This is a genomic window from Streptomyces sp. NPDC004658 (assembly GCF_040609555.1).
In the GTDB taxonomy this organism is placed as follows: domain Bacteria; phylum Actinomycetota; class Actinomycetes; order Streptomycetales; family Streptomycetaceae; genus Streptomyces.
In genome coordinates, this window is the sequence record NZ_JBEXKG010000032.1 from 22,094 (window position 1) to 45,189 (window position 23,096).

Below are 23,096 nucleotides of genomic sequence, written 5' to 3' on the forward strand. Positions count from 1 at the left end.
TCGCAAATAGCCGTGAACAGCCCTCGACGCTCCGTCGCTTGGTCGCCTCGGCCGCGTGACGGCGGGGCCGGGGCCTCATCCAGCGGGGGCGCTCAGAGCCGCTGGATTCCAGCCGGGCTCACCGGCATCCACCCCGGACGCCGAGTGCGGGGCCCTCCACGGCTGCGGCCCGGCTCCAAGGAGCGTTGCTCTACGGCGGACAGCTCCGGCGTCTTCGTAGCCGTCACGGTGGCGGTGACTTCCGGCTCGCCCGCGTCGCCTGAGGAAGAGCAGCCGGCCGGCGTCAGGCGGTCTAGCCGGTTACGGTCAGCGCCTGATCGGGCCCCGTGTGCAGGCGAGCTCGCCTGTGGCCAGCACACCTGACGGCCGACGCCACGCGCACAGCCGTGCTCGCCGTACTCGTGTGTTCGATTTTCTGTTCGATAGTGTGAGGGGTGGGAGGTGAGCACCGTGAACGACTTCGGGAAGCAGACCGGGACCGCGCCGGCGACGGTGATGCATGTGCGCTGTCCGGACCGGTTGCCGGAAGAGACCTACCGGCGGGTACTGGAGCTGCTGGCCGGCCTGTCGCCGGTCGTGCAGGCGCTGCCGCCGTCCGCTGCCCTGGTCGAGCTGAAAGGCGCCCTGCGCTATCACGGCACCGACGCGGCTCATCTGGGCGAGGTCCTGCGCGTGCGGACCATTTCGCACCTCGGGGTCGACGTCCGGGTCGGCATCGGGCCCACGATCACCGTCGCGGCCACCGCCTCCGCCCAGATCACTCATCCCGGTGGCGTCCTCGCCATCGCCCCCGAGCAGGTCACCGACTGGCTCGCGCCGCTTCCGGTGGAGGCCCTGCACGGGATCAGCCCCCGCCATGCGGCCGTGCTCCGTGACTACGGCATCCACTCGGTCGGCCTGCTCGCCGCCGTCTCCCCGGCGACCGTGCAGCGTCTGCTGGGCAAGACAGCCGGCCGGCTCGCCGTCGCCCGTGCCCGCGGCATCGACCCGCGCCCCGTCGTCCCCCGGGCGCTGCCGGCCTCCGCCGCCGTGCGCCACCGCTTCGCGAGCCACACCCTGGACGGCGCCGTCGTCCGGACCGCTCTGCTCGACCTCGTCGTCCGGCTCGGCCTGCAGCTGCGCCGTCGAGGCCAGGCCGCACGCGCGATCACGCTGACCCTGCGCTTCGCGGACGGCAGCCGTTGGGAGAAGACGCGCCGTCTGCCCGAACCCTCCGCCCACGAGGACGACGTACGCACCGTCGCCTACCGGCTGATGGACGCCGCCGGCCTGCAACGCGCCCGCCTGACCGGGATCGTGCTGAAAGGCGAGGACCTCATCGACGCCGGCCAGGTCGCCGAGCAGATCAGCCTGGACGGCGCCCGGGAGTCCCGCCTGGTCGCCGAGCAGGCCATGGACCGCATCCGCGACAAGTTCGGACCCGGCTCCGTCGGGCCGGCCGCCGTCCTGCCCCTGCGCCGGGCCTCATGACCACTCTCCCGGTGAGGCGAGGGGCCCCGAGCGCGTCCCCGGCCGCCCGCGAGCCGGACCAGCCACACAGCAGCGACTCCGGCAGCCGCTACCACCTGCTGCTCGAATCCGGCGGCCGACCGGTGCAGCACGGCTGGTGGGACCGCGAGGAGGTGGCCCGGGACAAGTTCCGGCGCTGGGTCGGCGCATACGGGAACATGCCCGGCGCCCGCCTCACCCTGACGGACGAGGAGACCGCCGAGCCGCTGGCTACCTGGCCCGCCCCGGGCGTAGCTATCGACACGGCTATCCGGCGGCCCTGATGGCGTGCTCTCCTGGAAAGCGACCACCCGCCGCTCGGCAGCCCCGCCACCTGCCGGGGGACCACCTCAGCCGGAGGCGGTGCGGCCATCGACCGCCGCGCGCCGCGGCCCCCTCGCGTCGGCCATGCCCAGTGACCACGACTCGGTGTCACTCGACGATGGCTGCCTCTCCGTCTCGCACTGCCCGACCGCGGCGTCCTCAGGACGCGCAGGGTGGCGGCAGCGGATCGGCTGAACGCCCGGGGGTGCGGCGTACGACGCGGTTCGCCGCCGTCTTCTGCAGCAGCCCGTAGGCGAGGACCGGCAGGAGCAGGTGTGGCTTGTCGGGCAGCGTGGTGGTGATCAGGACGGCGCTCGCGCTGCTGTTGTTCATGCCGCAGGCGAGCGTGAGGGACGACGCCGCCGGGGCGTCCAACCGCAGAAGGCGCGCGGCGCCGTGGCCCAGGGCGAAGGACAGCACGCAGACCAGCGTCGCCACGGTCAACGCGGCGGCGAGCAGCAGCGGTCGCGGGCGCGCGAGGAAGGAGCCGAGGGCGCCGCTGGCATTGACGTAGGTCAGAAGGAGGGAGCCGGCCAGGGCGGTCGGCACGACGACGCAGAGTACCCGGCGGAGCAGCGGCGCGGGCAGTACCAGGCGGCACAGGATGCCGGCCGCACAGGGCAGGACGACACCCAGCAGGGCGAATCCCCCGTGGGCGTCCTCGATCCTGGCGAGTCTGGACCCGTACCCGCCGCTGAGCAGCGGCAGCAGGGTACTGATGACCAAGGGCGTGGTGAGCGGGCTGAGGAGTGTGGAGGCGAGGACGAGTCCCACCATCGTCGGCTGGTCGCCGTCGCCCTTGCCGGTCCACACGGTGGCCCCCGCCGCGACGGGCATCGTCACGATCAGGATCATCGCGGTGACCAGACCGCTGCCTCCGTCGGTGTCGGGAGTCTGCCGCAGCAGGAACGCCACGGCGGGAATGGCCAGCAGGGGGATCGACAAGTGCAGGAGCAGCCCGGCCAGCAGGGCGACCGGGCGCCGCAGCAGGGTGCCCAGCGCGCTCAAGGGAACCTGGAGCCCGGCCGAGAAGAGCACCAAGGAGAGCAGGAGCTGTGCGGTGGGCAAGGGCAGGGTGCGCCCCCAGCCGAGCGGCAGCGCGTGAGCACCGCGCAGCCACAGTCCGAGCCCCGGCAGGAGCAGTGCCGCGGCGTAGGCCAGGACGACCGCGCGGCCCAGCCGGCGTCGCAGCCAGCTCGTGGCCCGCTCGGCCAGTCCTGGGGCGGCGGTAAGGGTGTTCAAGGCGCCTTCTCCCCTCACGTCGTCCTTCAGGCGGCCGGTGGCACGGTCACTGCCCATGGCGCGTGAAACGTCGAGGCACCCGCGGTCCCCGGGGCCGACCGGCCTGCCGCTCCTGTCACCTGTCGAGGGGTCAGGAGGTCAGCAGCAGGGCGCCCAGGCGCTTGGCGGCGAGCCACCGTGCCAGCGTTTCGGACTGCCGCCTCGCCCCGGGCATCGCGACCAGTGCCACCACCGCGCCGACGGCGAGGCCGGCCAGCACGTCGTGCGGATAGTGCGCGCCGACCCAGACCCGGGACGCCGCCATCGCCAGCGCCGCCACGACCGCGACCGTGCCGAGACGGCGGGAGACGAACACCAGCGCCAGGGCAGCGGCGGCGGCTATGGCCGCGTGGTTGCTGGGGAACGACCAGTCACCCGGCTCCGGGCACGCCTCCAGCGTGCTCACGTGCAGGCTGTGACACGGCCGGTCCTCCCGCACCGCCAGTTTCAGGGTGGCGTCGACGCCGTAAGCCACGACCACCACGAGCGGTACGGCCAGCGCCGTCACCGCGGCGGCGACAGCCCCCGAGCGCCGAGCGCGCCACCAGCCGACGGCGGCCAAGGCGGCGAACACCCCGGACCCGTAGGTCGACCAGGCCGAGACCGTGTCGTCGAGCCAGCCCGGTGAGTGGTGCGCGAGGCGTATCACGTCTTCGTAGGCGGAGCCGTCGATCGAGGACCCGTCGAAAGCCAGGATCACCTGTTTCCTTCCTTGGCGTCGGCACCCCTGCGGGTGCGCAGCACCTCGGCGAGAAGGGGAATCAGGGAGACGGCGACGATCAAAGCGACCAACGGCAGCAGGTAATGGTCGACGTTCGGTATCGAAGACCCCAGCGCGTACCCCGCGAGGGTGAGACCGACGCTCCAGACCAGGCCGCCGATCACCTGCCACAGCGTGAAGGTCCGCACCGGAACCTCCAGCGCACCCGCCAACGGGTTCAGCACCGTCCGCACCACCGGGACGAACCGGGCGAGGACCACTGCCCTGGCATGCCCGTACCGCTTCAGCAGTTCCTCGGCGCGCTGCACGCCCTCGCGCAGACGCCGGGAGTGGCTGCGGGCGATCACCGCGCCGCCCGCCTTGCGGCCGATCAGATATCCGCACTGCGCCCCGGCCAGGGCGCCGACGGCCGCCGCGACCAGCAGCGGCCCCAGGGAGAGTTTCACCCCCTGGTCCGCCGTACCGGTGCACAGCAGACCCGCCGTGAACAGCAGGGAGTCACCCGGGAGGAAGAAACCGATCAGCAGTCCCGTCTCGGCGAACATCACCACGCCGACCCCCAGCACCCCGAAGGCGGCCAGGAGTGAATGGGCGTCGAGCACATTGACGGCCAGCTGCGTGGCCGGATAGGGCGGACCTGTCATCGGTGCCTTCCTTGCGGATCGGGTGAAAGCGAGCGCCTGCCGAACGAGTGACTACAGAGAAGTAGACGGTCTACCGAACTGTAGACGAACGGCGGCCCGGGCGCGTTCCCGAGCGGGGGACGTGCGCACCGGTCACAGTCGCCCGTGGTTCACGCATACGCTCGTCGCCGGTGCCGCATCCGGCTTCGCAGCTAGTAGCCCTGGCATCGAGGTCACCCAAATGGTCGGCACACCTCCGGCGACCGGCTGCCTCGGCCAGGGACGCAGGAGGCATGGCCATCGAGGACGGCCGGCTGGGCGCTGGGCGAACATGGCGCCCGGCGCCGCACGCGAGCGGCGCAACATGCTGGTGTGCGCACGGACAGTGCTGGCGCAGCAGTTCGCGGCCGTAGTCGTTGCCGTTCGGCGTGCGGACGACGGAGTGGACGTGCTTCTGACTCGGCCCGTCGGCGCGGGTCTTGCCGTACACGTACCGGGCGAGGCCGTGGAGGCGTAGTCGTCGTCAGCGAATGCCGGCGCGCCGCCCCCCCATGGCGGGGAACACCGTCGCGCCGCTCACGAGGAATACCCTGCGCACGAAGCCGGCGGGGCATCCTCGTCGGGGCGGCCCGGCCCCGAGGGCGACACGGCGCAGGGTCGGACAGAGGTGATGCTCAGGCTGTCGACCGAGAAGTCGGCCGTGGCAGACAGGAGGGCGGGCGATGAGCGTCGAGAAGCCCTCGTCGTAGCGCTCGGTGACGGCCTCCGCCCACCAGCCAGGTGCCGCTTCCCCGCCGCAGCGCGGGCAGGAGACCGTCTCCGGGTCGGCGCCGCAGTGCCCCAGCAGGTGCCCTGCCCCGCAACGTCCGGATCCCACCTACGCCACCCGCACCGCTCCGATAGGATGTTCGAACTTTCGACGGTTACTCACCTTGCTTTTCATCCACCGAACTCCTCCGAGCAAAGCGGCCAAACGATTGAAATCCAGAGCGTCACGGGTGTTCTCGCAAGAAAACGGCAGAGCCGCGTCGGCCGCATGGCGTCAACGGCGGGCGATGGTATGGGTCGCAGCCGGCGTGGCGGCTCTTGCGCTCCTCGTCGAGCTGGAGATCGCCGCGCGCCGTTACGGTGAACCGGGGCCGGTCACCAACCAGGTGAGCGAGCTGATATTCGCCCCCAAACCCGGGCCCCTGTACGGCGGCTTGGCGCTCATGATGGTCGTGCTCACCTGGCGGCAACGGTTCATCGCGGCCGGTATCGCGATCGGGATCGACGTCGGTTTCCTGTTGGTGCGGTGGGCGGTCGACGCCGACATGAGCGACGGCCGTTGGTTCGGAAACGGCGCATTGTGGGTGATGTTGGGATATGCGGTGATCGCTGTCACGCGCCGCACCGGCCCCGAACGCGTCCTGCTGCTGAAGGGCGTCGGAATGGGCCTGCTGCTGGTGGCCGGCCGCAAAACGGGCGATACCTGGCTGTTCATCACCTCCAAGTCCCGCCCGATGGTGCTCGACCAGTACGTGGCCACTGCCGATCATGCGCTGGGCAACCCGTCGTGGCTTGCGGGCCGGATCGTCAGGGCCACCGATCCGATCAGCGGCCACCTTCTCCACCTCGTCTACGGGCAGCTGGCGGTGGCCGCGGTCGTCGTCGCGCTGTACCAGCTGCGCAACGTTGCGGTCGAGCGCCGCTTCCCGAGCCACCACCTGGTGCGCACCTTCCTGGTGATCGGGCTGCTCGGACCGGGCATATACATGATCTTCCCGGTGGTCGGACCGGTCTTCGCCTACGGTCCGGGTGCCTCCGGTACCGGCGGCGTGCACTGGGCGGTGGCCAACCTGTGGCCGGACACGCCGTCGGCGATCACCACCCCGCACCCGATGTCGTACGACGGGATAACCCCGCGCAACTGCATGCCCAGCCTGCACACGGCGTGGGCCACCGCGATTTTCATTCATTCCCGAAAAGGCCCGCGATTTCTGCGCTGGGCAGGGACGTTCTGGCTGATTGCCACGCTCGGCGCCACGCTGGGATTCGGCTACCACTACGGCGCGGATCTCCTGGCCGGCGTGGTGTTCGCGCTCACCATCGAGGCAGCGCTGCGCTCCCTCGACCGTGGCTGGGACCGGCCGGGAATCCAGTTCCTCATATACGGCGCCACGGTATTCGCCGCGCTCCTGCTGTCGTACCGTTATCTGCCGATGGAACTGGCCAGACACCCAGCGGTTTTCGGGCCGCTCCTCCTTCTCGTGACCGCCTCGGTGGTCTACGGCTACATACGGACCACCCAACTGTGGGAACCGACGGCCGCGCCGAAACGTCAACCAGAGCCGAAACCCGAAACCGAAGCGGAACCCGAACCCGAACCCGCCTGAGCGGGTCGCCTCGCATTGAGACTCCTTGAGCATGCGGCAGCCGGAGCGCCCGTCGCTGGTCCCGTCCGACGGCAGGCAGCCGGGAGGTAATCGAGGACGTTGTACGCGGTTACCATCGGCGCATGAGCGATCCGAATCCGATCATCTGGTTGCGGCGGGAAAGAGGGGCGCGCGGACCGGCTCCGACGTACAGCCGAGAGCGCATCGCCGAGGTGGCGATCGCGCTGGCCGACAGCGAGGGCATCGAGGCGGTGACGATGCGGCGCATCGCCAAGGAACTCGGCACCGGCGCCATGACGCTCTACAGGTACCTGCCGAACAAGGAGGACCTGTACGCCGTGGTGATCGACCAGGCCCTCGGCTTCGAACCGCAGGAGCCGACCGGGGACGCCCGTGCGGATCTGGCCACGTTCGCACGCCGGTACCGGGAGACGTTGCGCCGGCACCCCTGGCTCGCGCACGCCATGGCCGGCCGGCCGATCATGGGCCCCAACATGCTCCGGGCCAACGAGCGCGACCTCGCCCTCGTCGACGGCCGCGGACTGAGCATCGACGACATGGTCCACGTCGTGAACCTGATCCGGCACTGGGTCACGGGTGCCACCCAGGCCGAGACGGCGGAGCGGGAAGCGGCCTTGCGCTCCGGGGAGGACCGCAAGGCCTGGCAGAAGCGGATGGGGCCGTACATGACCGAACTGCTGGCCACCGGCCGCTTCCCGTACCTGGAGCGGTTGGTCCACGAGGCGCGGCACGCCGGCCACGACGAGCAGTTCGAGGTGGGCCTCGCCATCCTGCTGGACGGCGTCGAGGCCCGTTTCCCGGCCCTGTCCGGCTCAACGGGGAACGAGCCGCCGGAGAGCTCCTGACAACGGACGGGGCTCACCGTCCGGCGCGGGCGTAGCGCCGTACCGAGAGCGGGACGAAGACCACCAGGAGCACCGCGGCCCACAGCAGGGTCGCGGCCAGCGGGTGGGTGAGCGGCCAGGAGCCGTCCGTGGCGGCCATCCCGGGGTTGCCGAACAGCTGCCGGCACGCGGCGACCGCGGCGCTGATCGGGTTCCACTCGCAGACCGCCCGCAGCCAGGCCGGCATCCCGTCGGTGGGCACGAACGCGTTGGACAGCATGCTGAGCGGCAGGGTGAGGGGTGACAGCGAGTCGGCCGTCTGCTCCGACGGCAGTACCAGCCCCAGGTACGTACCGACCCAGGACATGGTGTAGCGGAAGAGGAGCAGGACACCGACCGCGGCCATGGCGCGACCGAGTCCGTGGTGCGCGCGCCAGCCGATGGCCAGCCCGCAGGACAGCAGGATGACCAGTCCGAACAGTCCCGTGACGGCGTCCGCACCCGTCTGGCCGACAGGCACCGCCATGCGGGAGGTGGGCATCGAGCGCAGCCGGTCGGTCACCCCGCGGCTCTGGTCGCCGGCGGCGTCCACCATCGCCGAGGACAGCGCGAACATGCCGGTCATCACGAACAGGCCGGGCATGAGGTACTCGCGGTAGTTGCCACCGCCCGGTACCTGGATGGCGCTGCCGAAGACATAGCCGAAGAGGACGACCATGACGGCCGGCATCACCAGCATCGCGACGAGGGTGCCGGGCTGATGCCGCAGCTGGAGGAGCTTGCGCTCGATCAGGGTGAGGCTGTCCGCCAGGACGATCACGCTGCCGCCTCCTGCTTCTCGCGCTGCTCGGGCTGTCCGTCGTTCCGCTTCCCCGCGGGCTCCTCCGCGGGGCGGCCGGTGAGGGTGAGGAAGACGTCGTCGAGGCTGGGCCTGCGGACTCCTACGTCCTGGATGGCCACCCCGGCCGCGTCGAGTTCACGTACGATCCGCGGTACCGAGGGTGCCGTGCCGTGCACACCCGTGACGATGCGCAGGTCCTCGGCCCGCGGCTGTCCGCCGGTCATCCGCTCGAGGATCGCCATGGCCTCCGGGAGGTCGTCCTCGCCGCCCACCTCCACATCGATGTGACTGCCGATCCCGGTCTTGAGCTGTGCCGGGGTGCCTTCGGCGATCACGCGACCGCGGTCGATCACGGCCACGGCCGAGGCGAGTTGGTCGGCCTCCTCCAGGTACTGGGTGGTGAGCAGCACGGTCGTGCCGCCCGCGACCAGCTCCCGCACGACGGCCCAGATCTCCAGGCGGCTGCGCGGGTCGAGTCCGGTGGTGGGCTCGTCCAGGAAGAGGACGGACGGCGCACGCAGCAGGCTGGCGATCAGATCGATGCGCCGTCGCATGCCGCCGGAGTAGGTGCTGACCTGCCGGTCCGCGGCCTCGGTGAGCTCGAACCGCTCCAGCAGCTCGTCGGCACGCCGCCGGGCGCCGCGCCGGCCCAGCCGGGCCAGTCTGCCGAAGACCCGCAGGTTCTCGCGGCCCGTCAGCTTGGCGTCCATGGCCGCGTGCTGCCCGGCCAGTCCGATGACTTCGCGGACCTTGCCCGGGTGTTCTGCCACGTCGAAGCCGGCGATGGTGGCCCGTCCTGCCGTGGGGCGGGTCAGCGTGCTGAGAATCCGGACGGTGGTGCTCTTGCCCGCGCCGTTCGGCCCGAGCAGCCCGTAGACGGTAGCGGGCGGCACGGCCAGATCGAGGCCGGCCAGTGCTTCGAAGTCACCGAACCGTTTTCGAAGTCCCTGGGCCGACACGGTGGGTGAGTCCACGTCTCCTCCACTTCACGAAAGCGAGTACGCCGTACGCGGTATGACTGTACGTAAGTGAGTACGCCGTACGCAACTGGTTCGGGGGTGGGTTCGGCTGTCCCGCGCTCTCGCCGTTCGGTGGCTGCGGCCAGGCCCGTCTTCGTCAGCGTCGGAATCCCGGCCACCGGCGGACGGGCGGGGGAATCGGCAGGGGATCGGGGCGATGATGCTGTTGCCGCAGCATGCGGACGACATTCGGTCCCGGCTGACGGCGTATCAGTGGGCCAACAAGACCGCGGCGGCCAGCATGACGAGCACCGAGGCCGCACAGAACGCGAGGTGTGAGCGCGGATAGTCGTAGCGCTCGCGCGTCACTCCGTTGTTGATCTCCTGCGCCCATACCGTGAACAGCTTGCGCGTCGGGTACAGGCCGATCGTCAGCCCGATGAGCGCGAACGAGCACAGCACGAGCATGTCGCCGAGAGCGAAGCGGCGCCAGGATCCGAGCGCCACCGCGCCAGTACCGCACACCACCCAGATGAAGGGATACACCGCCCAGAACCTCTGGATCGGTACCCACTTCGCCATGGCGGAGCAGTGGATCACAAGGGCGGCGACAGCCAACAGCCACGGCCAATCCGTGGTGACCGACGTGAACACGACTTCCCCCTGCGCCACTTGAACCCGCAAAGAGTAGCAGTGAGGTGAGAGGAGTCCTGTCGATGCTCGGTCGGCCTATGACTCGTCGCAGGCGTCACCCTTCGTCATCATCGATCTCTCGCACCCCGCACCTGTTCGGCCCTGCCTGCCGTGGTCGTGCCGGTCGACCCGTCGGGGCGGCGATGTGGCGCGACAGCGTGGACCGAGGTCAGCCAACCGGGCTGGCGGCCAGCCTCGTTGCCGAGGCGCTTGCCGACGGCGTGCTGGCGCTGGACCAGAGCGTGATCATCGACGCGGTCGACGCGGTGCAGGTGGCTCGCCGGAAGTGGCGGACGCCGGCCAACCACCGCCGGGTGCCAGTCGCGTACATCGAGCTGGTGTGCTCGGATGCGGCTGCCGGCACAGCGCCCACAGCCGGCTCCCTGCGAAGACGACCGCAGCCGCATACCCCAAGAGCGCTGACCGATGTGGCCGGTGGCGGGATCACCGGCGGCTCGGAGTTACCCGACGTCGGCCATGACGAGCATGCCTGTCCGCGTGTCGGCCTCTGCCAGGAGGTCGCCGCCCGGGGCCCACACGGAGGAACGGCCGCAGCCGGTCCACGGCCCTGCCGGTCCCACATGGTTGGCCAGGACGACGTGCATGTTCGAGTCCTTGGCGATGCCCGGATAGACCGCCGCGAGCTCTTCGGCTCCGCCGCCGGTGCCGTACAGCGAGCTGGCCAGGTGCACTTGGCACCCGTCAGCAGAGCCACGCGCGGTCAGGTCGGGAAAGTGGTTGTCGTAGCACGTGGCGAGCGCGAAGCGCACGCCTGCGCACTCGAATCGCCCATCGTGCCGCCCGGCTGTGAACGCCGCCTGCTCATGCTCGAACAGGTGCTGTTTCCGGTAGGTGGTGAGCAGCTCGCCGTCGGCCCCGAAGACCAGCGTCTCGATCGCGGGCCGTGGCCCGTCGGTGGCCGCCACGCAATTGACGACGGTGGCGACGCCGCTCTCCCGGATCATGTCCAGGCGCGGATCCTCCGCCGTCGCCCAGAGGCCGGGATCAGCGAGTACGGCCTCGAGCTCGTACCCGGTCAAGGCCAGCTCGGGAAACACCACGAGCTCTGCGCCCTGAGCCCGGGCCTGGCCCGCGAGGACGGTCATCTGCCGGACGTTGGCGGCCACATCAGCCGGAACGCAGGTGAACTGACCTGCTGCGATCTTCATGGGGTTCCATCCTGCCACTCCCCGTTCCTCCAGGTCACAGGGGGTGTCGTGCCATGGTCCATGGCCGAGGAGTCACCGGCGCCGGTGCGTACCAGCCGTATGCGGAACATCGTCGTACTCGGAGGATCCGACACCCGAGGTCTTGCACAATGGGCAAGATCAGCAGTCGATCCGGTGGGGGACCCGCAGTGGTTTGGTCTGAGCGCACAGTGACACGCGACGGAGTGCGGCTGGTCTGCCGCGACTGGGGTGGGCCCGGCACGCCCCTCGTGCTGCTGCATGGTCTGGCGGGCCACTCCGGGGAGTGGGAGGCGGTGGCCCGGGGCCTGAGCCCCCGGTATCGCGTCGTCGCGGTCGACCAACGCGGACACGGCGCCAGCGAACGCCATCCGCGGGACGTCTCCCGCGCCGCGTACGTCGCCGACGCCGTCACCGTCATCGATCAGCTGGAGCTGCGCCGGCCGGTGATGGTAGGTCAGTCTCTGGGCGGACACACGGCTCTGCTGACGGCCGCCGCCCATCCGGACCGGGTCCGCGCGCTGGTGCTCGTCGAGGCCGGCCCGGGTTCCGGGGACCCGAACGTTCCCGTCGCGATCGGCGAGTGGCTCGACTCGTGGCCGGTCCCGTTCGCCTCCCGGGAGGCCGCCGCCCAGTTCCTCGGTGGCGGACCGGCCGGTGACGGTTGGGCGGCCGGTCTGGAAGAGCGCGACGGAGGCTGGTGGCCGCGTTTCGATCGGGACGTGATGGTCCGCTCGCTGGCGGAAAACGCCCAACGCCCCTTCTGGGCCGAGTGGGACCAGGTCACGTGCCCGACCTTGCTGGTTCTGGCCCAGTCCGGCTTCGTCTCGCCGCAGGAAGTCGACGGCATGCTCCGTCGAGGGCCCGCCACCGTGGCCGTCAGCATTCCCAAGACCGGTCACGACCTGCACCTGGAGCAGCCGGAAACGCTGTGCGGCCTGCTCTTGGACTTCCTCGACGAGCACGCCTGACGCCTCGACGGCCGGGAGCGAGGGCCACGGACCGCGACCAGCTATCAGGTGTTCATACGCGCTCAGGTGTGCCCGAGCGTGGCCCCACCTCGCGGCGGGAGGTGTGCGCCTCCTGTATCCGGCCAGGGGGCTCACGCATGTGAGGATAGCGGCCGGTCGAAATGCGGCGGCTCTACGAGGGGGTGACGCTTCGTCAGCGACGGGGCGCCGCCTGCCAGGCCGCGCGTGGCCTCGCGGCGGCGGTCGAGGCCGCCTGCCCCGGCTCCGCCACGATCAGCGTGCCCCCGGCAGGAAGCGCTCCGCAGGCCACCAGCCCACCATCGGCCGGCGCCCTGCCATGATGTCGATCATGCCTTCTCTGACCACCGCCGTCATACCTCCCGGCACCCTGAACGCCTCTGTCCAGCCGACACTGCCGGTCGACGGCGACCTGCTGCTGCGCCCCTGGTCGCCCTCCGACGCAGCGGCCGTCGTGCGGGTGTTCCAGGACCCGGCGATCCAGCACTGGCACCTGCGCCGGGCGGACTCCGAAGACGAGGCCCGGGAGTGGATCGAACAGTGGCGCCGCGGCTGGGAGAACGAGACCGCCTGCCACTGGGCCGTGGTCGATCGTGGCGGCGACACGCTCCTCGGACGGGTCGCCCTCCACTCCGTCATCATGGCCGGCGGCCAAGCCGAGATCGCCTACTGGACCGCCCCGCGGGCCCGCGGCAAGGGCGTCTGCTCCCGGGCAGTGGCCCGAGTGACGAACTGGGCACTGGAACACGCAGGCTTCCACCGACTGGAGCTCGGCCACTCCACGGCGAACCCCGCGTCCTGCCGCATCGCCGAGAAGACCGGATACAGCCTCGAAGGAGTACGGCGGCGGGCCCTGCTCCACGCTGACGGCTGGCACGACATGCACCTGCACGCCCGTGTCCGCGAGGGGTGACGAGGAGCCGGCGGAACCGAGGCGACCGAGCCGCTCCGGACCACGGCCCGCGAGTCCGTTCCGGCACGGCCGTGCGGGGGCGGGGCGCTGGGAGACGTGCGAGAGCGGTGGCCCGGAACTGGGGGACTTGCGGGCATGGACATCGCTCGCAGGAACAACGTCGCCGTCACGGGCGACCCGCGGGGGCCGGCCGTGGTGCTGGCCCACGGGTTCGGCTGTGACCAGAACATGTGGCGACTGACGCTGCCTGCACTGGTCGAGGACTACCGGGTGGTGGTCTTCGACTACGTCGGTTCGGGCCGCTCGGACCTGTCCGCGTTCTCCGAGGACCGTTACGGCTCGCTGGACGGGTACGCACGGGACGTCGTGGAGGTGTGCGAGGCGCTGGACCTGCGCGACGCGGTGTTCGTGGGGCATTCGGTCAGCGCGATGATCGGCGTGCTGGCCGCGGACGCGGCCCCGGAGCGCATCGGGGCGCTGGTGATGGTGGCTCCGTCCCCGCGGTACATGGACGACGACGGTTACCGGGGCGGGTTCGGCGCGCAGGAAGCGGCATCACCGCCCTGATCGCCGCACGCGGCCACGCCGACGCCGCCGGGGCGGACATCGCGCTGGCGGCCGTACCCGCCAACACCCTGCGGATCCTGCGGATCGCCGGCCTGGACCAGATCTTCCCTCTCCACCCGGACAGCGACAGCGCCATCCGCTCCTGAGGCCCACGACGCGCTCACGCGGGCAAGGGCGCCCCGCCGCCACCGCGGCCCGTGCCGTCTTCCTGGGCACGGGCCGCTTCCACGACCGCTCGGGGCGTTCGCGGACTGCCGGAGCGCGGGGCTACTTCACCTTGACCGTGGCGGTGGGCGAGTAGACCTTCCCGGATTCGCTCGTGCCGGCGATCCGCAGGTGCTCGGCGCCCTTGGTGTTGAGCTTGGCGATCAGGGCGTAGGAACTGCCCTTCTTGACCTTGGCCGTCGCCCGGAGCGAGGTCCACTTGCCGGACTTCTCGTGCTGGAGCACGAGCGGGGAGCCGATCTTCAGGCCCTTGGTACGGCCGGTGAACGTCACTTTGTCCCCGGCCTTCACCTCGGTCTTGTCGGCCTTCACGGTGATCGACGCCATGGAGCCGGGCGTCGGGCCGACGGCCACCGCTCCGGCCGTCCCGCCGGAGAGCAACGCCACGGAGAGGGCACCGGCGCCGAGCGTACGAAGGCCGTGCTGACGCAGTACGGAGGTCATGTGTGTCTCCCGTCCAGTCGCTCGATGGACCCTCCCAGGCTGGCGTCGGCTCGCCACTTACGCCACTTGAGTCACTTCCTGCCCACTGTTCGCCCTGGTCACAGCGCTGAGGCGGCCCGGGAGTCCGGGCGTCGGCAAGATCGACTCCGCTATGATCGGCGTTTCACGGCCGTGGAGGCGACGTGGGGGTGGGACCCCGTGAACGATGCCGGGGGGCTGGCTGACCTGTCCGGTACGACGCTCTCTTCTCGGCCGCACGTGGTCTGGCACGTGGTCTATGAAGGAGGGGGATGCATGCGTCGTTTCATCGGACTGCTGGCAGCGCTGTGCGCACTGCTGGCAGGCGTCAACGCGCTGACCGTCACGCGGGCCAGCGCCTCGGAGATCTCCGAGGACGCCGACGCCGTCAGCAAGTCGGCCGGTCAGAAGTGGGCGCTCAAGTCCGTGGTGACCGGCAAGTACGTGTCCGTCGACATGAACGAGACCGACGACAAGTACGAGTGGAGTCTGCGGGCGCAGGGCGACGCTCCGAAGAAGTGGGAGCTCTTCACCCTTCACACGAATCACGCCGCCAAGACGATCGGCATGCGGTTCATCGCCACGGGCTTCTTCGCGTCGTCGGAGTTCTTGGACGCCGACCCGCGGACGGGGATGCTCCGCGCGCGCGGTGTGCGGCTGGGGCAGTGGCAGCAGTTCTACCCGGAGTACCTGAGCGACGCTCCGCCGGCCGGGTCCCCGCGGGGCTCGGTCGTGCTGGCCCTCGGGGCGAAGAAGGCCGACACGGACGCGGCGATGACCTACGTGTCCGCCGACCTGAGCGCGTCGGGCGACGGACTGCTGCGCTCCCGTGCGTCGAAGATCGGCTCCTGGGAGAAGTTCGTCCTGGAGCCCATCGCGAACGAAGAAGGAGCGGCCGACGAGTGGGAGGTGCCGCCGGCCGTCGCCGCGGCACCCGCCGGCAAGGTCAACGTGATGACCTGGAACGTGTGCGCGAACGCCAAGCAGTGCACCTGGAGCGGGGGGCTCGCCGGCTACCAGGAGCTGACCGACGGGATCCAGGCACGGCTGCGCAATCGGGTAACAACGAGATGCCGGACGTGATCTTCTTCCAGGAGTTCTGCGAGAAGCACGCCAAGCGCGTCGAGTGGATGCTGGAGAAGCCCGTCCTCGAGGGCGGGACCGGACGCGGCTGGGATGTCCGGTTCGCCCCCATCCACCAGCAGGGCGACAGCGGGCCGCTGGTCCAGAAGCAGTGTGCCATCACCGACAAGAACGACGAGACCGTCGCCGACCGCGGTGCCTACGGCGTGGCCATCGCCGTCCCGGACACCAACACCTGGTACAAGCGGCACGACCTGCCGTCCCCGTCGTTCGAGAAGCGCACGGCGGTCTGCGCCGTCATGCCGGCCCAGGCCCTCGCCGCCTGTTCCGCGCACCTCAGCTCGGGCTACGACGAGGACGATCCCCAGGGGACGTACCGCGTCCAGCAGGCGCAGAAGATCGTCGAGATCGCCAAGACGTACGAGGACCGGGGGTACCGGGTCGTCTTCGGGGGTGACTTCAACCTCGTTCCGCCGTACCCCGTCGCCGATGTGGAGCACGGGGGCCCGAGCACGGCACTGAACGTGGTCTACGACAGGTACCAGGAGTGCGGGCAGATGGGCGACCCGGGCGCGTTGCGCACCGGCAAGCCGACGGCCAACGGGGTCGACGGGCACCCGACCAGGAAGCTGGACTACATCTTCTCGCCCAAGAACGCGCCCATCTCCGACTGCACGGTCTCCGCCACCACGGGGAACTCCGACCACTGGACCCTGTACGGCAGCGTGCATCTGCCGGCCGGATGATCTGACGGACGCGGATCCGCTGGTCGCGGATCTTCGCCCTCGGGAGGGGACACCTCAGGAGTGGACGCCGACGCGGATACGCGGCGAGTCCGCTGTGCACACCAGCACCCGGACCCCGCACGGCAAGCCGCCGCGCGGGGTCCGGAGTGTGTCGGCCTCTCTTTCCTCCCTCAGCTGGCCACCGCGCACTGCCCGCGGTCCGCGGCCTTCGGTCCCTCCGCGGTGGGGCGGACGTCGAAGTCGAAGATGCCGGTCGGCAGGTAGAGCGAGCAGCAGGCGTTCGGGATGTCGACGATGCCGCTGATGCGTCCCTCGATGGGGGCCGCGCCGAGCAGCAGGTAGGCCTGCTCCCCGGTGTAGCCGAACCTCTTCAGGTACTCGACGGCGTTGAGACAGGCACGGCGGTAGGCGACCGTCGCGTCCAGGTAGTAGTTGGTGTCGGTGTCGTGGTCCACGGAGATCCCGATGAAGGACATGAACTCCGTGTACCGCGGCTCGACGTTGCCCGGCATGAAGACGGGGTTGGTGCTGATGCCGTACTTCTCCATGCCGCCCTTGATGAGATCGACGTGGAAGTCGATGTAACCGCCCATCTCGATGGCGCCGCAGAAGGTGATCTCACCGTCTCCCTGGCTGAAGTGCAGGTCTCCACCCGAGAGCTTGGCGTCCTTGACGTGGACGGGGTAGAAGACGCGCGATCCACGGGTGAAGTTCTTGATGTCGTGGTTGCCTCCGTTCTCCCGTGCGGGAACGGTGCGCGCCCCTTCCTGGGCTATGCGTTCGGCGTCCGATCCGTTCGCCTGACCGCACAGTGCCTGATCCGGGTCGGGCGTGAGCCCCAGAGGCGGGATGCGGTCCGGGTCGGTGTCGACCAGGGCCTGTTCTCGCCTGTTCCACCGTTCCAGCAGCTCAGCGGACGGCGCCGTGCCGAAGAGGCCGGGGTGGGTGATACCGGTGAAGCGGACGCCGGGAAGGTGCCTGGACGTCGCCACCTGGCCGTGGAAATCCCATATCGCCTTGTAGGCGTCCGGGAAGTAGTCGGTCAGGAACCCACCACCGTTGGCCTTGGCGAACACGCCCGTATACCCCCAGCCCTGACCGGGGGCGTCACCGACCTGCTGCGGCACCGGACCGAGGTCAAGGATGTCGACGATCAGCAGGTCACCCGGCTCCGCGCCTTCGACACCGATCGGCCCGCTGAGCATGTGAGCCCGCTTGAGGTCGACGTCGCGCACATCGTTGGCGGAGTCGTTGTTGCCGATCTGCGCGTCGGTCCACTCACGGCACTCGACGCGGAACTCGTCCCCCGGGCGAACCATGGCAACAGCCGGTATGTCCGGGTGCCACCTGTTGTGTCCGGGCGTCTCCTGATCACGCATCGACTGGGACTGATCGACGCTGAAGATCACTTCAGGCATGTCAACTCCTCGTATTGCTCCCGATGATCCCGAGTGGCAAGGCGCCCGCTGCCCGAGTGCCCGTCACCCTGCTGCTCGCGTCTCAGTAACCACCTCCCGCCGTTTCCCAGGAGGGTCAGCCGTGACTTCCGGCGGGATATCCCGAGGTGCCGTAATCCCGCACTGGCTTCCGAGGAACCCGGCGGCGGAGTACGAACCACAGCGCGCCGAAGGTCAGGACACCGAAGGCACCCAACGCGATCGCCGTTTCGTAGAAGTTCGCCGAGACCCAGTAACCGGTCAACAGCAGGTATGCCGGGATGACACCGGTCACCCAGCCCTCGATCGCGGTCACCCAGCCCACATAGGTCGTCAGTGCCTCCATCTTCAGCCCCAGCAGCAGGAAGAAGAGGAACCAGAGGAAAGCCCAATAGAGCCATATCACGCCGAATGGCTGATCGTTCACGAGCCGGAAACTGACGAAGGAAAAGCCAACGGCCACGATGGCCACGAACAGCGAGTAATAACCCACGCCGGTCGTGTCCAGACCCATGAGCAGTCCGATTCCTACGTAGAGGTACGTGAATCCGAAGAGGAAAATGCCCGACGCCAGCATGATGCGCTTGGGATCATCGTTTGCGGCGATGATGAGATAGGTGGGTGTGAGGACCTGAAGCCCGCCCACGAAGAGGTTGAATATGGCTGCTGCCCGGCTGTCCACCTTTCCCAGCAGCATCAGCCCGTTCATGAACAGCACAGCGCCCACGAAGAGAAGTCCGACGTTGGCCAAGAGGACACACCTCCCGATGGTTCCGCTCCCGTCGGTGACACGCCCCGAACGGTCATGCGGCCACAAGCCGGTGCGCCGTTCCGTGCCATGGTTCCCGGGAAGGCGCACGCGTCGGCGCCGGCCCGGATTCGGCCGTCAGGGCCGGGGAAGCCGGGCGAGCGCCGGGTGAGCCGGACTCGGCGTGGCGTTCCTGGCGACTCGCGTGACCACCTCGGGATTCTCCCGTGATTTCTCCGAACGCTCGCGCAGAGCCGCCACCGCGGGCGGCGTCGAGGCGAGCGCCGGGGAGGAGTACACACGCCGCGCGGCGTCCTCGCACCGCGGGCAGTTCCACTGCGTCGGCGCGGTGCCGATCGGCAGCTTCACATCGAACGATCCGCAGCGGCTGCACGAATATTCATACGTCGCCATAAAGTCTCCGCCCCGCCGCGCCTCCGGCCTCAGGACGAGCACCGCGCCCGAGCCCATGGGACGCCGCAGAAGTAGCGTCCTTATTCAAGGCAACCCCTGGTATGGCGGCGTGTCAAGGCGAGTCGGGGGCTGTCATTTCCTGCGTGCAGCAGAGCCCTGGGACCAGGCCGAGGGGCGGGTGCCGCCCACCCCGAAAAGGGGCGGGCCCGGCCGCGCGTGCACGGCCGGGCCCGGTCCCTTGGAAACGTATTCAGTTCCACTTTTAACTAACGCGTCTCCGGAATTCCCCGAGAACGGAAGGGAAAGTCGGCACCGGACGGGAGCGACGTCCGAGTGGCGGCGCATCCGCCCCTTCCACGAGCACGGCCGCACGCAGTCGTCCCGTGCGAGTCCGGCCCTCGGGGCGACGCGTCAGGGCGCGCCGACGATCGCGCACGCGCGGCACGGCGGCCGGCCACAGGTGCACTGCAGGATGCCGTCCAGCACCCCACGATCGTGGTAGAGGCATTCGTCGCGGCATGTGTGACGCGGGACGAAGCCCGCCTGGAGCTCGTCCGGCCAGGGCTCCTCGCCCTCCCGGCAGCGCACGAACCGCTCGGGGTCCGCGGTGTGCAGCTCGTGCATCCTCTCCTGCGCCTCGCCCTCCAGGTCACGTGCTGCGGCCACCATGCTCTTGAGCTGGTCGGCGAGACCGGAGAACCTGGCGTCGCCGGTCCTCACATGGGCGGCGTTCAGTGCCATGACGGCGTTGCCCAGAAACCGCCGAGCATCCTGGATATTGGTGACGTGGTGCAGTTGGATGCCGGTCACGCCTCGGACCCACACGGCGTCTTCGCTCACTTCTTCCGCCTTCCGAGCTCGGATTGCCCTCTGACGGTGCCGGCGACGAATGCGCCGAATCTTCCTCACACGCTCTGAAGTCTTCGGAAACAGGCGGCCATTGACCGAACTCCGGCCGGGCTGTCCCGTCGCCTGCGCGGCTGCTGCGTGAGGAGATCACCTATGAGGCTTGCATACTGTCTAAAGAGGCTAAAGTGTGCTATACGCAATAATCCAGTTAAATTCTGGTGAACTGAATCACAAGCGGTGATCCGTTTTCCCTGATGATCCGTACTACCTGTGGGAAGGCGGCGACAGTTCGGTGCCTGTGGCCAGCGCGGTCACGGTCTCCTTGCCGGCATTGATCAGGTCAGCCGTCGCGCAGTTCGAGCGCTGCTCGGGCGGCCACGAGGACGAGGTGGACCTGTGCCCCGGGACACGCCGGTGTCAGCCTCTCCGTCCCTCCCGTTCGACCGCCAGACGCGTCAGCTCCACACGGGTATTGATGCCGAGCTTGGTGAAGACGTGCCGTACATGGGTGTTCACCGTGTGCACCGAGAGGTACAGCCGCTCGGCGATCGCACGGTTGGTCAGGCCCTCGGCCACCAGGTCGACCACCCGGAGTTCGGCTTCCGTCAGGCTCTCCCAGCCGTGGGTGGGCGGTACCCGGCTGCCGCCGTCCACCCGGCCCCGCAGCGCCCCCAGCCGGTCCTCGATCCGGTCGCGCTCGCCGGTCGCGCCGGAAGCCGTCGCCAGCCGCCTGGCCTCCTCCAGGTACGCCACGGCCGCCGCGCCGCCACCCCGCGCCGCCAGGGCATCCGCCAGGTCCTGGCACGCCCCCGCCAGGGCGAGTGGTCTGCCCGCCCGGCGGTAGAAGCCGACCGCGGTGGCCAGTGCCTCGCGATCGTCCGTGAGGAGCCCGGTGACGTGGGCCTGCACGGCGTGCAGGACCGACTCGCCGCTGTCCGTCTGCCCCATACCGGTCACCGCCTTGCCGACCGCCTCGGCCAGAGGGCGATCGCCGGCCCGCAACGCGAGGCGCACGATCCGCGGCCAGTGCCCGGGAGTCAGAAAGCGCAGAGGGGCCGGGTCACCGCGCCCGTACACACCCTCCAGTGCCTCCACGGCGGTGGCGGGGTCTTCCGCGGCCGCCATGAGGCAGGCCCGCGCGAAAGCCACCCAGGCGGCGTCGGCCGCGGTGTGCCGTCGCCCCTCGTCCTCGGCCGCGGCGACATGGCGGGACGCCTGGGCGAGGTCGCCGGAGGCGAGTGCCGTGAGCGCGAGCACGGCCCGGGCGACCGGTACGGCCCCTGCCACGTCCAGTTCCTCGGCGACGCTCAGACAGGCCTCGGCCTCGGTCCCGGCCTCGCTCGGCCGGCCGCGCTCCAGCAGGACACAGGCGCGGGTGGCGTGCCAGTACGGCAGCGTCCACCCCGCCGCCGAGGTCTCGGCCTGCCGCTGACCGCGGCGCAGCAGTCGCTCGGCCTCCGGCAGACGGTCGGTGCCGGCCAGCACCGTGGCCAGCCACAGCGCGGGAACCCGTGGGGGACGCAGGCGCAGACCGTCGGGTACGGCCGCCGCACGGTGCACGGCCGCCTCGGCCAGCCGTACCGCCTCGGCCGACCGCCCCCGGTAGTGCGCCACCTGCGACTCGAAGAGGTCCGCGCTGACCAGGACGGCGGGATCGGTGCTGCGGCGGGCCGCCGCGATCAGCTCCCGTCCCGCCCGCTCGGCGTCCTCGACCTCCCCGTCCTGGAGCCGGCCGTGCCCCCGGGTCTTGAGCAGCAGGACGCGCAGCTCCCCGGGCAGGTCCGGCAGCTCCAGCGCTCGCCGCAGGTGCTCCTCGGCCTCGGCGTTCTCACCCACCGACAGGTGGATCTCCGCTGCCACCAGGCGCAGACCCGCCTCCTCGCCGGGCGGGGGGCGCCGGAAGAGGGTCGCGTCGATCAGGTCGAGAGCCTCGCGCAGCCTCCGGGTCCAGCCGAGCAGGTGCGCCGCCTCCGTGAGCAGCCCGATCCTGTCGGCGGCGTCCCCCCGCAGCAGCCGGGCGGCCTCGAGGAGCAGGTCCGCCGCCGCCTCCGGTGCCGTCGAGGCGAGGTCCCGCACCGCTCCGCGCAGCACGCCGAGCGCCTCTTCGTCCAGCGGCGCGCCGGCCAGGACGAGATGCCAGGCCGTCTCCGCGGATCTACGGCCCGCCGCGAGCAGGACCTCGGCCGCCTGTCCGTGCAGGGCGTGCCGCACCGGTGACGGCAGGTCGTCGTACAGGGCCTGGCGGACCAGGTCGTGCCGGAAGGCGAATCGGTCCCCGTCGGGCCCGAGGACATCCGCGTGCAGGGCCGCGTCGACCGGCCCCAGCAGCGCGCCGACCGGCCGGCCGAGCATGCGGGCCGCGACGGTCAGGTCGAAGCGGCGTCCGAGTACGGAGCCGATCTGGAGCAGGCGGACGGTCTCCTCGGGCAGTCGGCTCATCCGGGTCCGGAGCGTCCGCCGCAGGGCGGCCGGTACGTCACCGCCGGAAGCGGGACCCCGCACCGTATCCATGACCGTGTCCATGCCGCCGTCCCGGCGGGCACGCAACAGTTCGAGGGTCAGGAAGGCGTTGCCGCCCGCCTCGCGCAGCAGCCGTGCCAGCCACGGAGGGGGAGGCGCTCCCAGGACATCGACGGCGATCCGGTCCACCTCCTCGCTCGGCAGAGCCGACAGCACCAGCCGGTGCGTCCCCGGCTGTGCGAGCAGGTGCGCCTGCATCCGCCCCACCGGTGCGCGGTCGTCACCGGGGCGCAGCGTCACGACCCACAGGACGGGGGAGGCCGCCAGTCGCCCGGGCAGCGTGCCCAGTGCGAAGAGGGTGGCCGGGTCCGCCCACTGGGCGTCGTCCACCAGCACTGCCAGGGGCGCCCGCTGCGACCGTCGCTCCAGCACGTCGGCGATGTGGTCCAGCAGCCAGAGGCGCTGGTCCTCCGCCGCGCCGCCGGGTGGAGCCGGACGGCGCGGGCCGCGGTCGTCCTCCGGTGCGGCGACGGCGGCCGACAGGGCGGCCAGCGGCGCGTACTGATCGAGTTCGTCGGCGCGCACCCGGAGCACGGTGACGCCGGAACCGCCGGCGACGGCCGCGACCTCCTCCAGCAGCCGTGTCTTGCCGCTCCCGGGTGGCCCCTCGATCAGCGCGCACCCGCCCTTCCCGGCTTTGAGCGCCGCCAGGGCACCGAGCAGGACGGCCCTCTCTCGCTCGCGTCCGCGTAGTGGTGTGGTCATGACCCGTCCGTCCCGCCCGCGCGGTGCCCCGCGGTGGTCACCGCGCACGCCTCCAGGATCCACCCCGTGCCGCCGAGCCGCGCACGCGGGCCGGGGACGCGC

The 23,096-nt window shown here is 70.4% G+C and carries 21 protein-coding genes and 2 pseudogenes; 10 read left to right on the forward strand and 13 right to left on the reverse strand.

The window, feature by feature from the left end:
• The first annotated feature begins 450 nt into the window (after window positions 1–450).
• Both ABZV94_RS14290 and ABZV94_RS14295 read left to right on the forward strand, forming a co-directional pair.
• Window positions 451–1,470 carry a hypothetical protein gene (locus ABZV94_RS14290; RefSeq protein WP_356340593.1) on the forward strand — a complete coding sequence of 340 codons (1,020 nt, stop codon included), beginning with the start codon at window positions 451–453 and terminating at the stop codon, window positions 1,468–1,470.
• Window positions 1,467–1,772: a hypothetical protein gene (locus ABZV94_RS14295; RefSeq protein ID WP_356340557.1), complete on the forward strand. Its 306-nt coding sequence runs from the start codon at window positions 1,467–1,469 to the stop codon at window positions 1,770–1,772. Before ABZV94_RS14290 ends, ABZV94_RS14295 begins: the two co-directional genes overlap by 4 nt.
• A gap of 199 nt (window positions 1,773–1,971) precedes the next feature.
• On the opposite strand, the gene ABZV94_RS14300 is transcribed toward ABZV94_RS14295, so the two are convergent.
• The 3 genes from ABZV94_RS14300 to ABZV94_RS14310 form a co-directional block, all read right to left on the reverse strand.
• Window positions 1,972–3,054: a sodium-dependent transporter gene (locus tag ABZV94_RS14300; protein WP_356340558.1), complete on the reverse strand. Its 1,083-nt coding sequence runs from the start codon at window positions 3,052–3,054 to the stop codon at window positions 1,972–1,974.
• Between the two features lie 130 nt (window positions 3,055–3,184).
• On the reverse strand, window positions 3,185–3,793 hold the full coding sequence (locus ABZV94_RS14305; RefSeq protein WP_356340559.1) for a phosphatase PAP2 family protein: 609 nt from the start codon (window positions 3,791–3,793) through the stop codon (window positions 3,185–3,187).
• Window positions 3,790–4,458: a DedA family protein gene (locus ABZV94_RS14310; RefSeq protein WP_356340560.1), complete on the reverse strand. Its 669-nt coding sequence runs from the start codon at window positions 4,456–4,458 to the stop codon at window positions 3,790–3,792. Before ABZV94_RS14310 ends, ABZV94_RS14305 begins: the two co-directional genes overlap by 4 nt.
• Window positions 4,459–5,492: 1,034 nt before the next feature.
• On the opposite strand from ABZV94_RS14310, the gene ABZV94_RS14315 reads away from it, so the two are divergent.
• Together ABZV94_RS14315 and ABZV94_RS14320 are read left to right on the forward strand one after the other, a co-directional pair.
• Window positions 5,493–6,812 carry a phosphatase PAP2 family protein gene (locus tag ABZV94_RS14315; RefSeq protein ID WP_356340594.1) on the forward strand — a complete coding sequence of 440 codons (1,320 nt, stop codon included), beginning with the start codon at window positions 5,493–5,495 and terminating at the stop codon, window positions 6,810–6,812.
• Window positions 6,813–6,934: 122 nt separating this feature from the next.
• A complete protein-coding gene (locus ABZV94_RS14320) occupies window positions 6,935–7,678 on the forward strand; it encodes a TetR/AcrR family transcriptional regulator (RefSeq protein ID WP_356340561.1) in 744 nt (247 codons plus the stop codon).
• A gap of 13 nt (window positions 7,679–7,691) precedes the next feature.
• On the opposite strand, the gene ABZV94_RS14325 is transcribed toward ABZV94_RS14320, so the two are convergent.
• The 4 genes from ABZV94_RS14325 to ABZV94_RS14340 all read right to left on the reverse strand — a co-directional run bounded on the left by ABZV94_RS14325 (window position 7,692) and on the right by ABZV94_RS14340 (window position 11,319).
• Window positions 7,692–8,477 (reverse strand): ABC transporter permease, encoded by a 786-nt coding sequence (locus ABZV94_RS14325; protein ID WP_356340562.1) that lies wholly within the window; start codon window positions 8,475–8,477, stop codon window positions 7,692–7,694.
• Window positions 8,474–9,472 carry an ATP-binding cassette domain-containing protein gene (locus ABZV94_RS14330; protein WP_356340563.1) on the reverse strand — a complete coding sequence of 333 codons (999 nt, stop codon included), beginning with the start codon at window positions 9,470–9,472 and terminating at the stop codon, window positions 8,474–8,476. The genes ABZV94_RS14325 and ABZV94_RS14330 overlap by 4 nt, the downstream gene beginning before the upstream one ends.
• Window positions 9,473–9,727: 255 nt before the next feature.
• A complete protein-coding gene (locus ABZV94_RS14335; RefSeq protein WP_356340564.1) occupies window positions 9,728–10,111 on the reverse strand; it encodes a hypothetical protein in 384 nt (127 codons plus the stop codon).
• Between the two features lie 500 nt (window positions 10,112–10,611).
• Window positions 10,612–11,319, reverse strand: coding sequence for a carbon-nitrogen hydrolase family protein (locus ABZV94_RS14340; protein WP_356340565.1), 708 nt, complete (start codon window positions 11,317–11,319; stop codon window positions 10,612–10,614).
• Between the two features lie 149 nt (window positions 11,320–11,468).
• Between ABZV94_RS14340 and ABZV94_RS14345 the strand changes: the two genes are divergently transcribed.
• The 4 genes and pseudogenes from ABZV94_RS14345 to ABZV94_RS14360 form a co-directional block, all read left to right on the forward strand.
• Window positions 11,469–12,308, forward strand: coding sequence for an alpha/beta hydrolase (locus ABZV94_RS14345; RefSeq protein ID WP_356340566.1), 840 nt, complete (start codon window positions 11,469–11,471; stop codon window positions 12,306–12,308).
• Between the two features lie 349 nt (window positions 12,309–12,657).
• A complete protein-coding gene (locus tag ABZV94_RS14350; RefSeq protein ID WP_356340567.1) occupies window positions 12,658–13,239 on the forward strand; it encodes a GNAT family N-acetyltransferase in 582 nt (193 codons plus the stop codon).
• Between the two features lie 135 nt (window positions 13,240–13,374).
• A pseudogene (locus ABZV94_RS14355) lies at window positions 13,375–13,776 on the forward strand (alpha/beta fold hydrolase); the annotation flags it as partial.
• 11 nt (window positions 13,777–13,787) lie between these two features.
• Window positions 13,788–13,952, forward strand: a pseudogene (locus tag ABZV94_RS14360) (STAS domain-containing protein); the annotation flags it as partial.
• A gap of 121 nt (window positions 13,953–14,073) precedes the next feature.
• On the opposite strand, the gene ABZV94_RS14365 reads toward ABZV94_RS14360, so the two are convergent.
• On the reverse strand, window positions 14,074–14,475 hold the full coding sequence (locus ABZV94_RS14365) for a hypothetical protein (RefSeq protein ID WP_356340568.1): 402 nt from the start codon (window positions 14,473–14,475) through the stop codon (window positions 14,074–14,076).
• A gap of 294 nt (window positions 14,476–14,769) precedes the next feature.
• Here ABZV94_RS14365 and ABZV94_RS14370 point away from each other — a divergent pair, with 294 nt between their 5' ends.
• Window positions 14,770–15,576 (forward strand): hypothetical protein, encoded by an 807-nt coding sequence (locus ABZV94_RS14370; RefSeq protein WP_356340569.1) that lies wholly within the window; start codon window positions 14,770–14,772, stop codon window positions 15,574–15,576.
• On the forward strand, window positions 15,564–16,322 hold the full coding sequence (locus tag ABZV94_RS14375) for an endonuclease/exonuclease/phosphatase family protein (RefSeq protein WP_356340570.1): 759 nt from the start codon (window positions 15,564–15,566) through the stop codon (window positions 16,320–16,322). The genes ABZV94_RS14370 and ABZV94_RS14375 overlap by 13 nt, the downstream gene beginning before the upstream one ends.
• A gap of 170 nt (window positions 16,323–16,492) precedes the next feature.
• Here the strand turns inward: ABZV94_RS14375 and fmdA are convergent, their stop codons facing one another.
• From fmdA to ABZV94_RS14400, 5 genes are all read right to left on the reverse strand, one after another.
• Window positions 16,493–17,740: a formamidase gene (gene fmdA / locus ABZV94_RS14380; RefSeq protein WP_356340571.1), complete on the reverse strand. Its 1,248-nt coding sequence runs from the start codon at window positions 17,738–17,740 to the stop codon at window positions 16,493–16,495.
• Window positions 17,741–17,855: 115 nt separating this feature from the next.
• The gene (locus ABZV94_RS14385; protein WP_356340572.1) at window positions 17,856–18,509 is read right to left on the reverse strand and encodes an AmiS/UreI family transporter; all 654 of its coding nucleotides are present in this window, start codon (window positions 18,507–18,509) and stop codon (window positions 17,856–17,858) included.
• A gap of 135 nt (window positions 18,510–18,644) precedes the next feature.
• Window positions 18,645–18,920 carry an FmdB family zinc ribbon protein gene (locus ABZV94_RS14390; protein ID WP_356340573.1) on the reverse strand — a complete coding sequence of 92 codons (276 nt, stop codon included), beginning with the start codon at window positions 18,918–18,920 and terminating at the stop codon, window positions 18,645–18,647.
• Window positions 18,921–19,331: 411 nt separating this feature from the next.
• Window positions 19,332–19,760, reverse strand: a complete 429-nt coding sequence (locus tag ABZV94_RS14395) for a hypothetical protein (protein WP_356340574.1) — start codon at window positions 19,758–19,760, stop codon at window positions 19,332–19,334.
• Window positions 19,761–20,186: 426 nt separating this feature from the next.
• Window positions 20,187–22,994, reverse strand: a complete 2,808-nt coding sequence (locus ABZV94_RS14400; RefSeq protein ID WP_356340575.1) for an AAA family ATPase — start codon at window positions 22,992–22,994, stop codon at window positions 20,187–20,189.
• Window positions 22,995–23,096 lie beyond the last annotated feature (102 nt).

Bases quoted from the DNA above. Each gene is read 5' to 3' on its own strand.
- ABZV94_RS14345 (WP_356340566.1), top strand. From the start codon at position 11,469: ATGGGCAAGATCAGCAGTCGATCCGGTGGGGGACCCGCAGTGGTTTGG.
- ABZV94_RS14320 (WP_356340561.1), top strand. From the start codon at position 6,935: ATGAGCGATCCGAATCCGATCATCTGGTTGCGGCGGGAAAGAGGGGCG.
- ABZV94_RS14295 (WP_356340557.1), top strand. From the start codon at position 1,467: ATGACCACTCTCCCGGTGAGGCGAGGGGCCCCGAGCGCGTCCCCGGCC.
- ABZV94_RS14340 (WP_356340565.1), bottom strand. From the start codon at position 11,319: ATGAAGATCGCAGCAGGTCAGTTCACCTGCGTTCCGGCTGATGTGGCC.
- ABZV94_RS14400 (WP_356340575.1), bottom strand. From the start codon at position 22,994: ATGACCACACCACTACGCGGACGCGAGCGAGAGAGGGCCGTCCTGCTC.
- ABZV94_RS14315 (WP_356340594.1), top strand. From the start codon at position 5,493: ATGGTATGGGTCGCAGCCGGCGTGGCGGCTCTTGCGCTCCTCGTCGAG.
- ABZV94_RS14310 (WP_356340560.1), bottom strand. From the start codon at position 4,458: ATGACAGGTCCGCCCTATCCGGCCACGCAGCTGGCCGTCAATGTGCTC.
- fmdA (WP_356340571.1), bottom strand. From the start codon at position 17,740: ATGCCTGAAGTGATCTTCAGCGTCGATCAGTCCCAGTCGATGCGTGAT.
- ABZV94_RS14350 (WP_356340567.1), top strand. From the start codon at position 12,658: ATGCCTTCTCTGACCACCGCCGTCATACCTCCCGGCACCCTGAACGCC.
- ABZV94_RS14390 (WP_356340573.1), bottom strand. From the start codon at position 18,920: ATGGCGACGTATGAATATTCGTGCAGCCGCTGCGGATCGTTCGATGTG.
- ABZV94_RS14365 (WP_356340568.1), bottom strand. From the start codon at position 14,475: ATGACCTCCGTACTGCGTCAGCACGGCCTTCGTACGCTCGGCGCCGGT.
- ABZV94_RS14375 (WP_356340570.1), top strand. From the start codon at position 15,564: ATGCCGGACGTGATCTTCTTCCAGGAGTTCTGCGAGAAGCACGCCAAG.
- ABZV94_RS14370 (WP_356340569.1), top strand. From the start codon at position 14,770: ATGCGTCGTTTCATCGGACTGCTGGCAGCGCTGTGCGCACTGCTGGCA.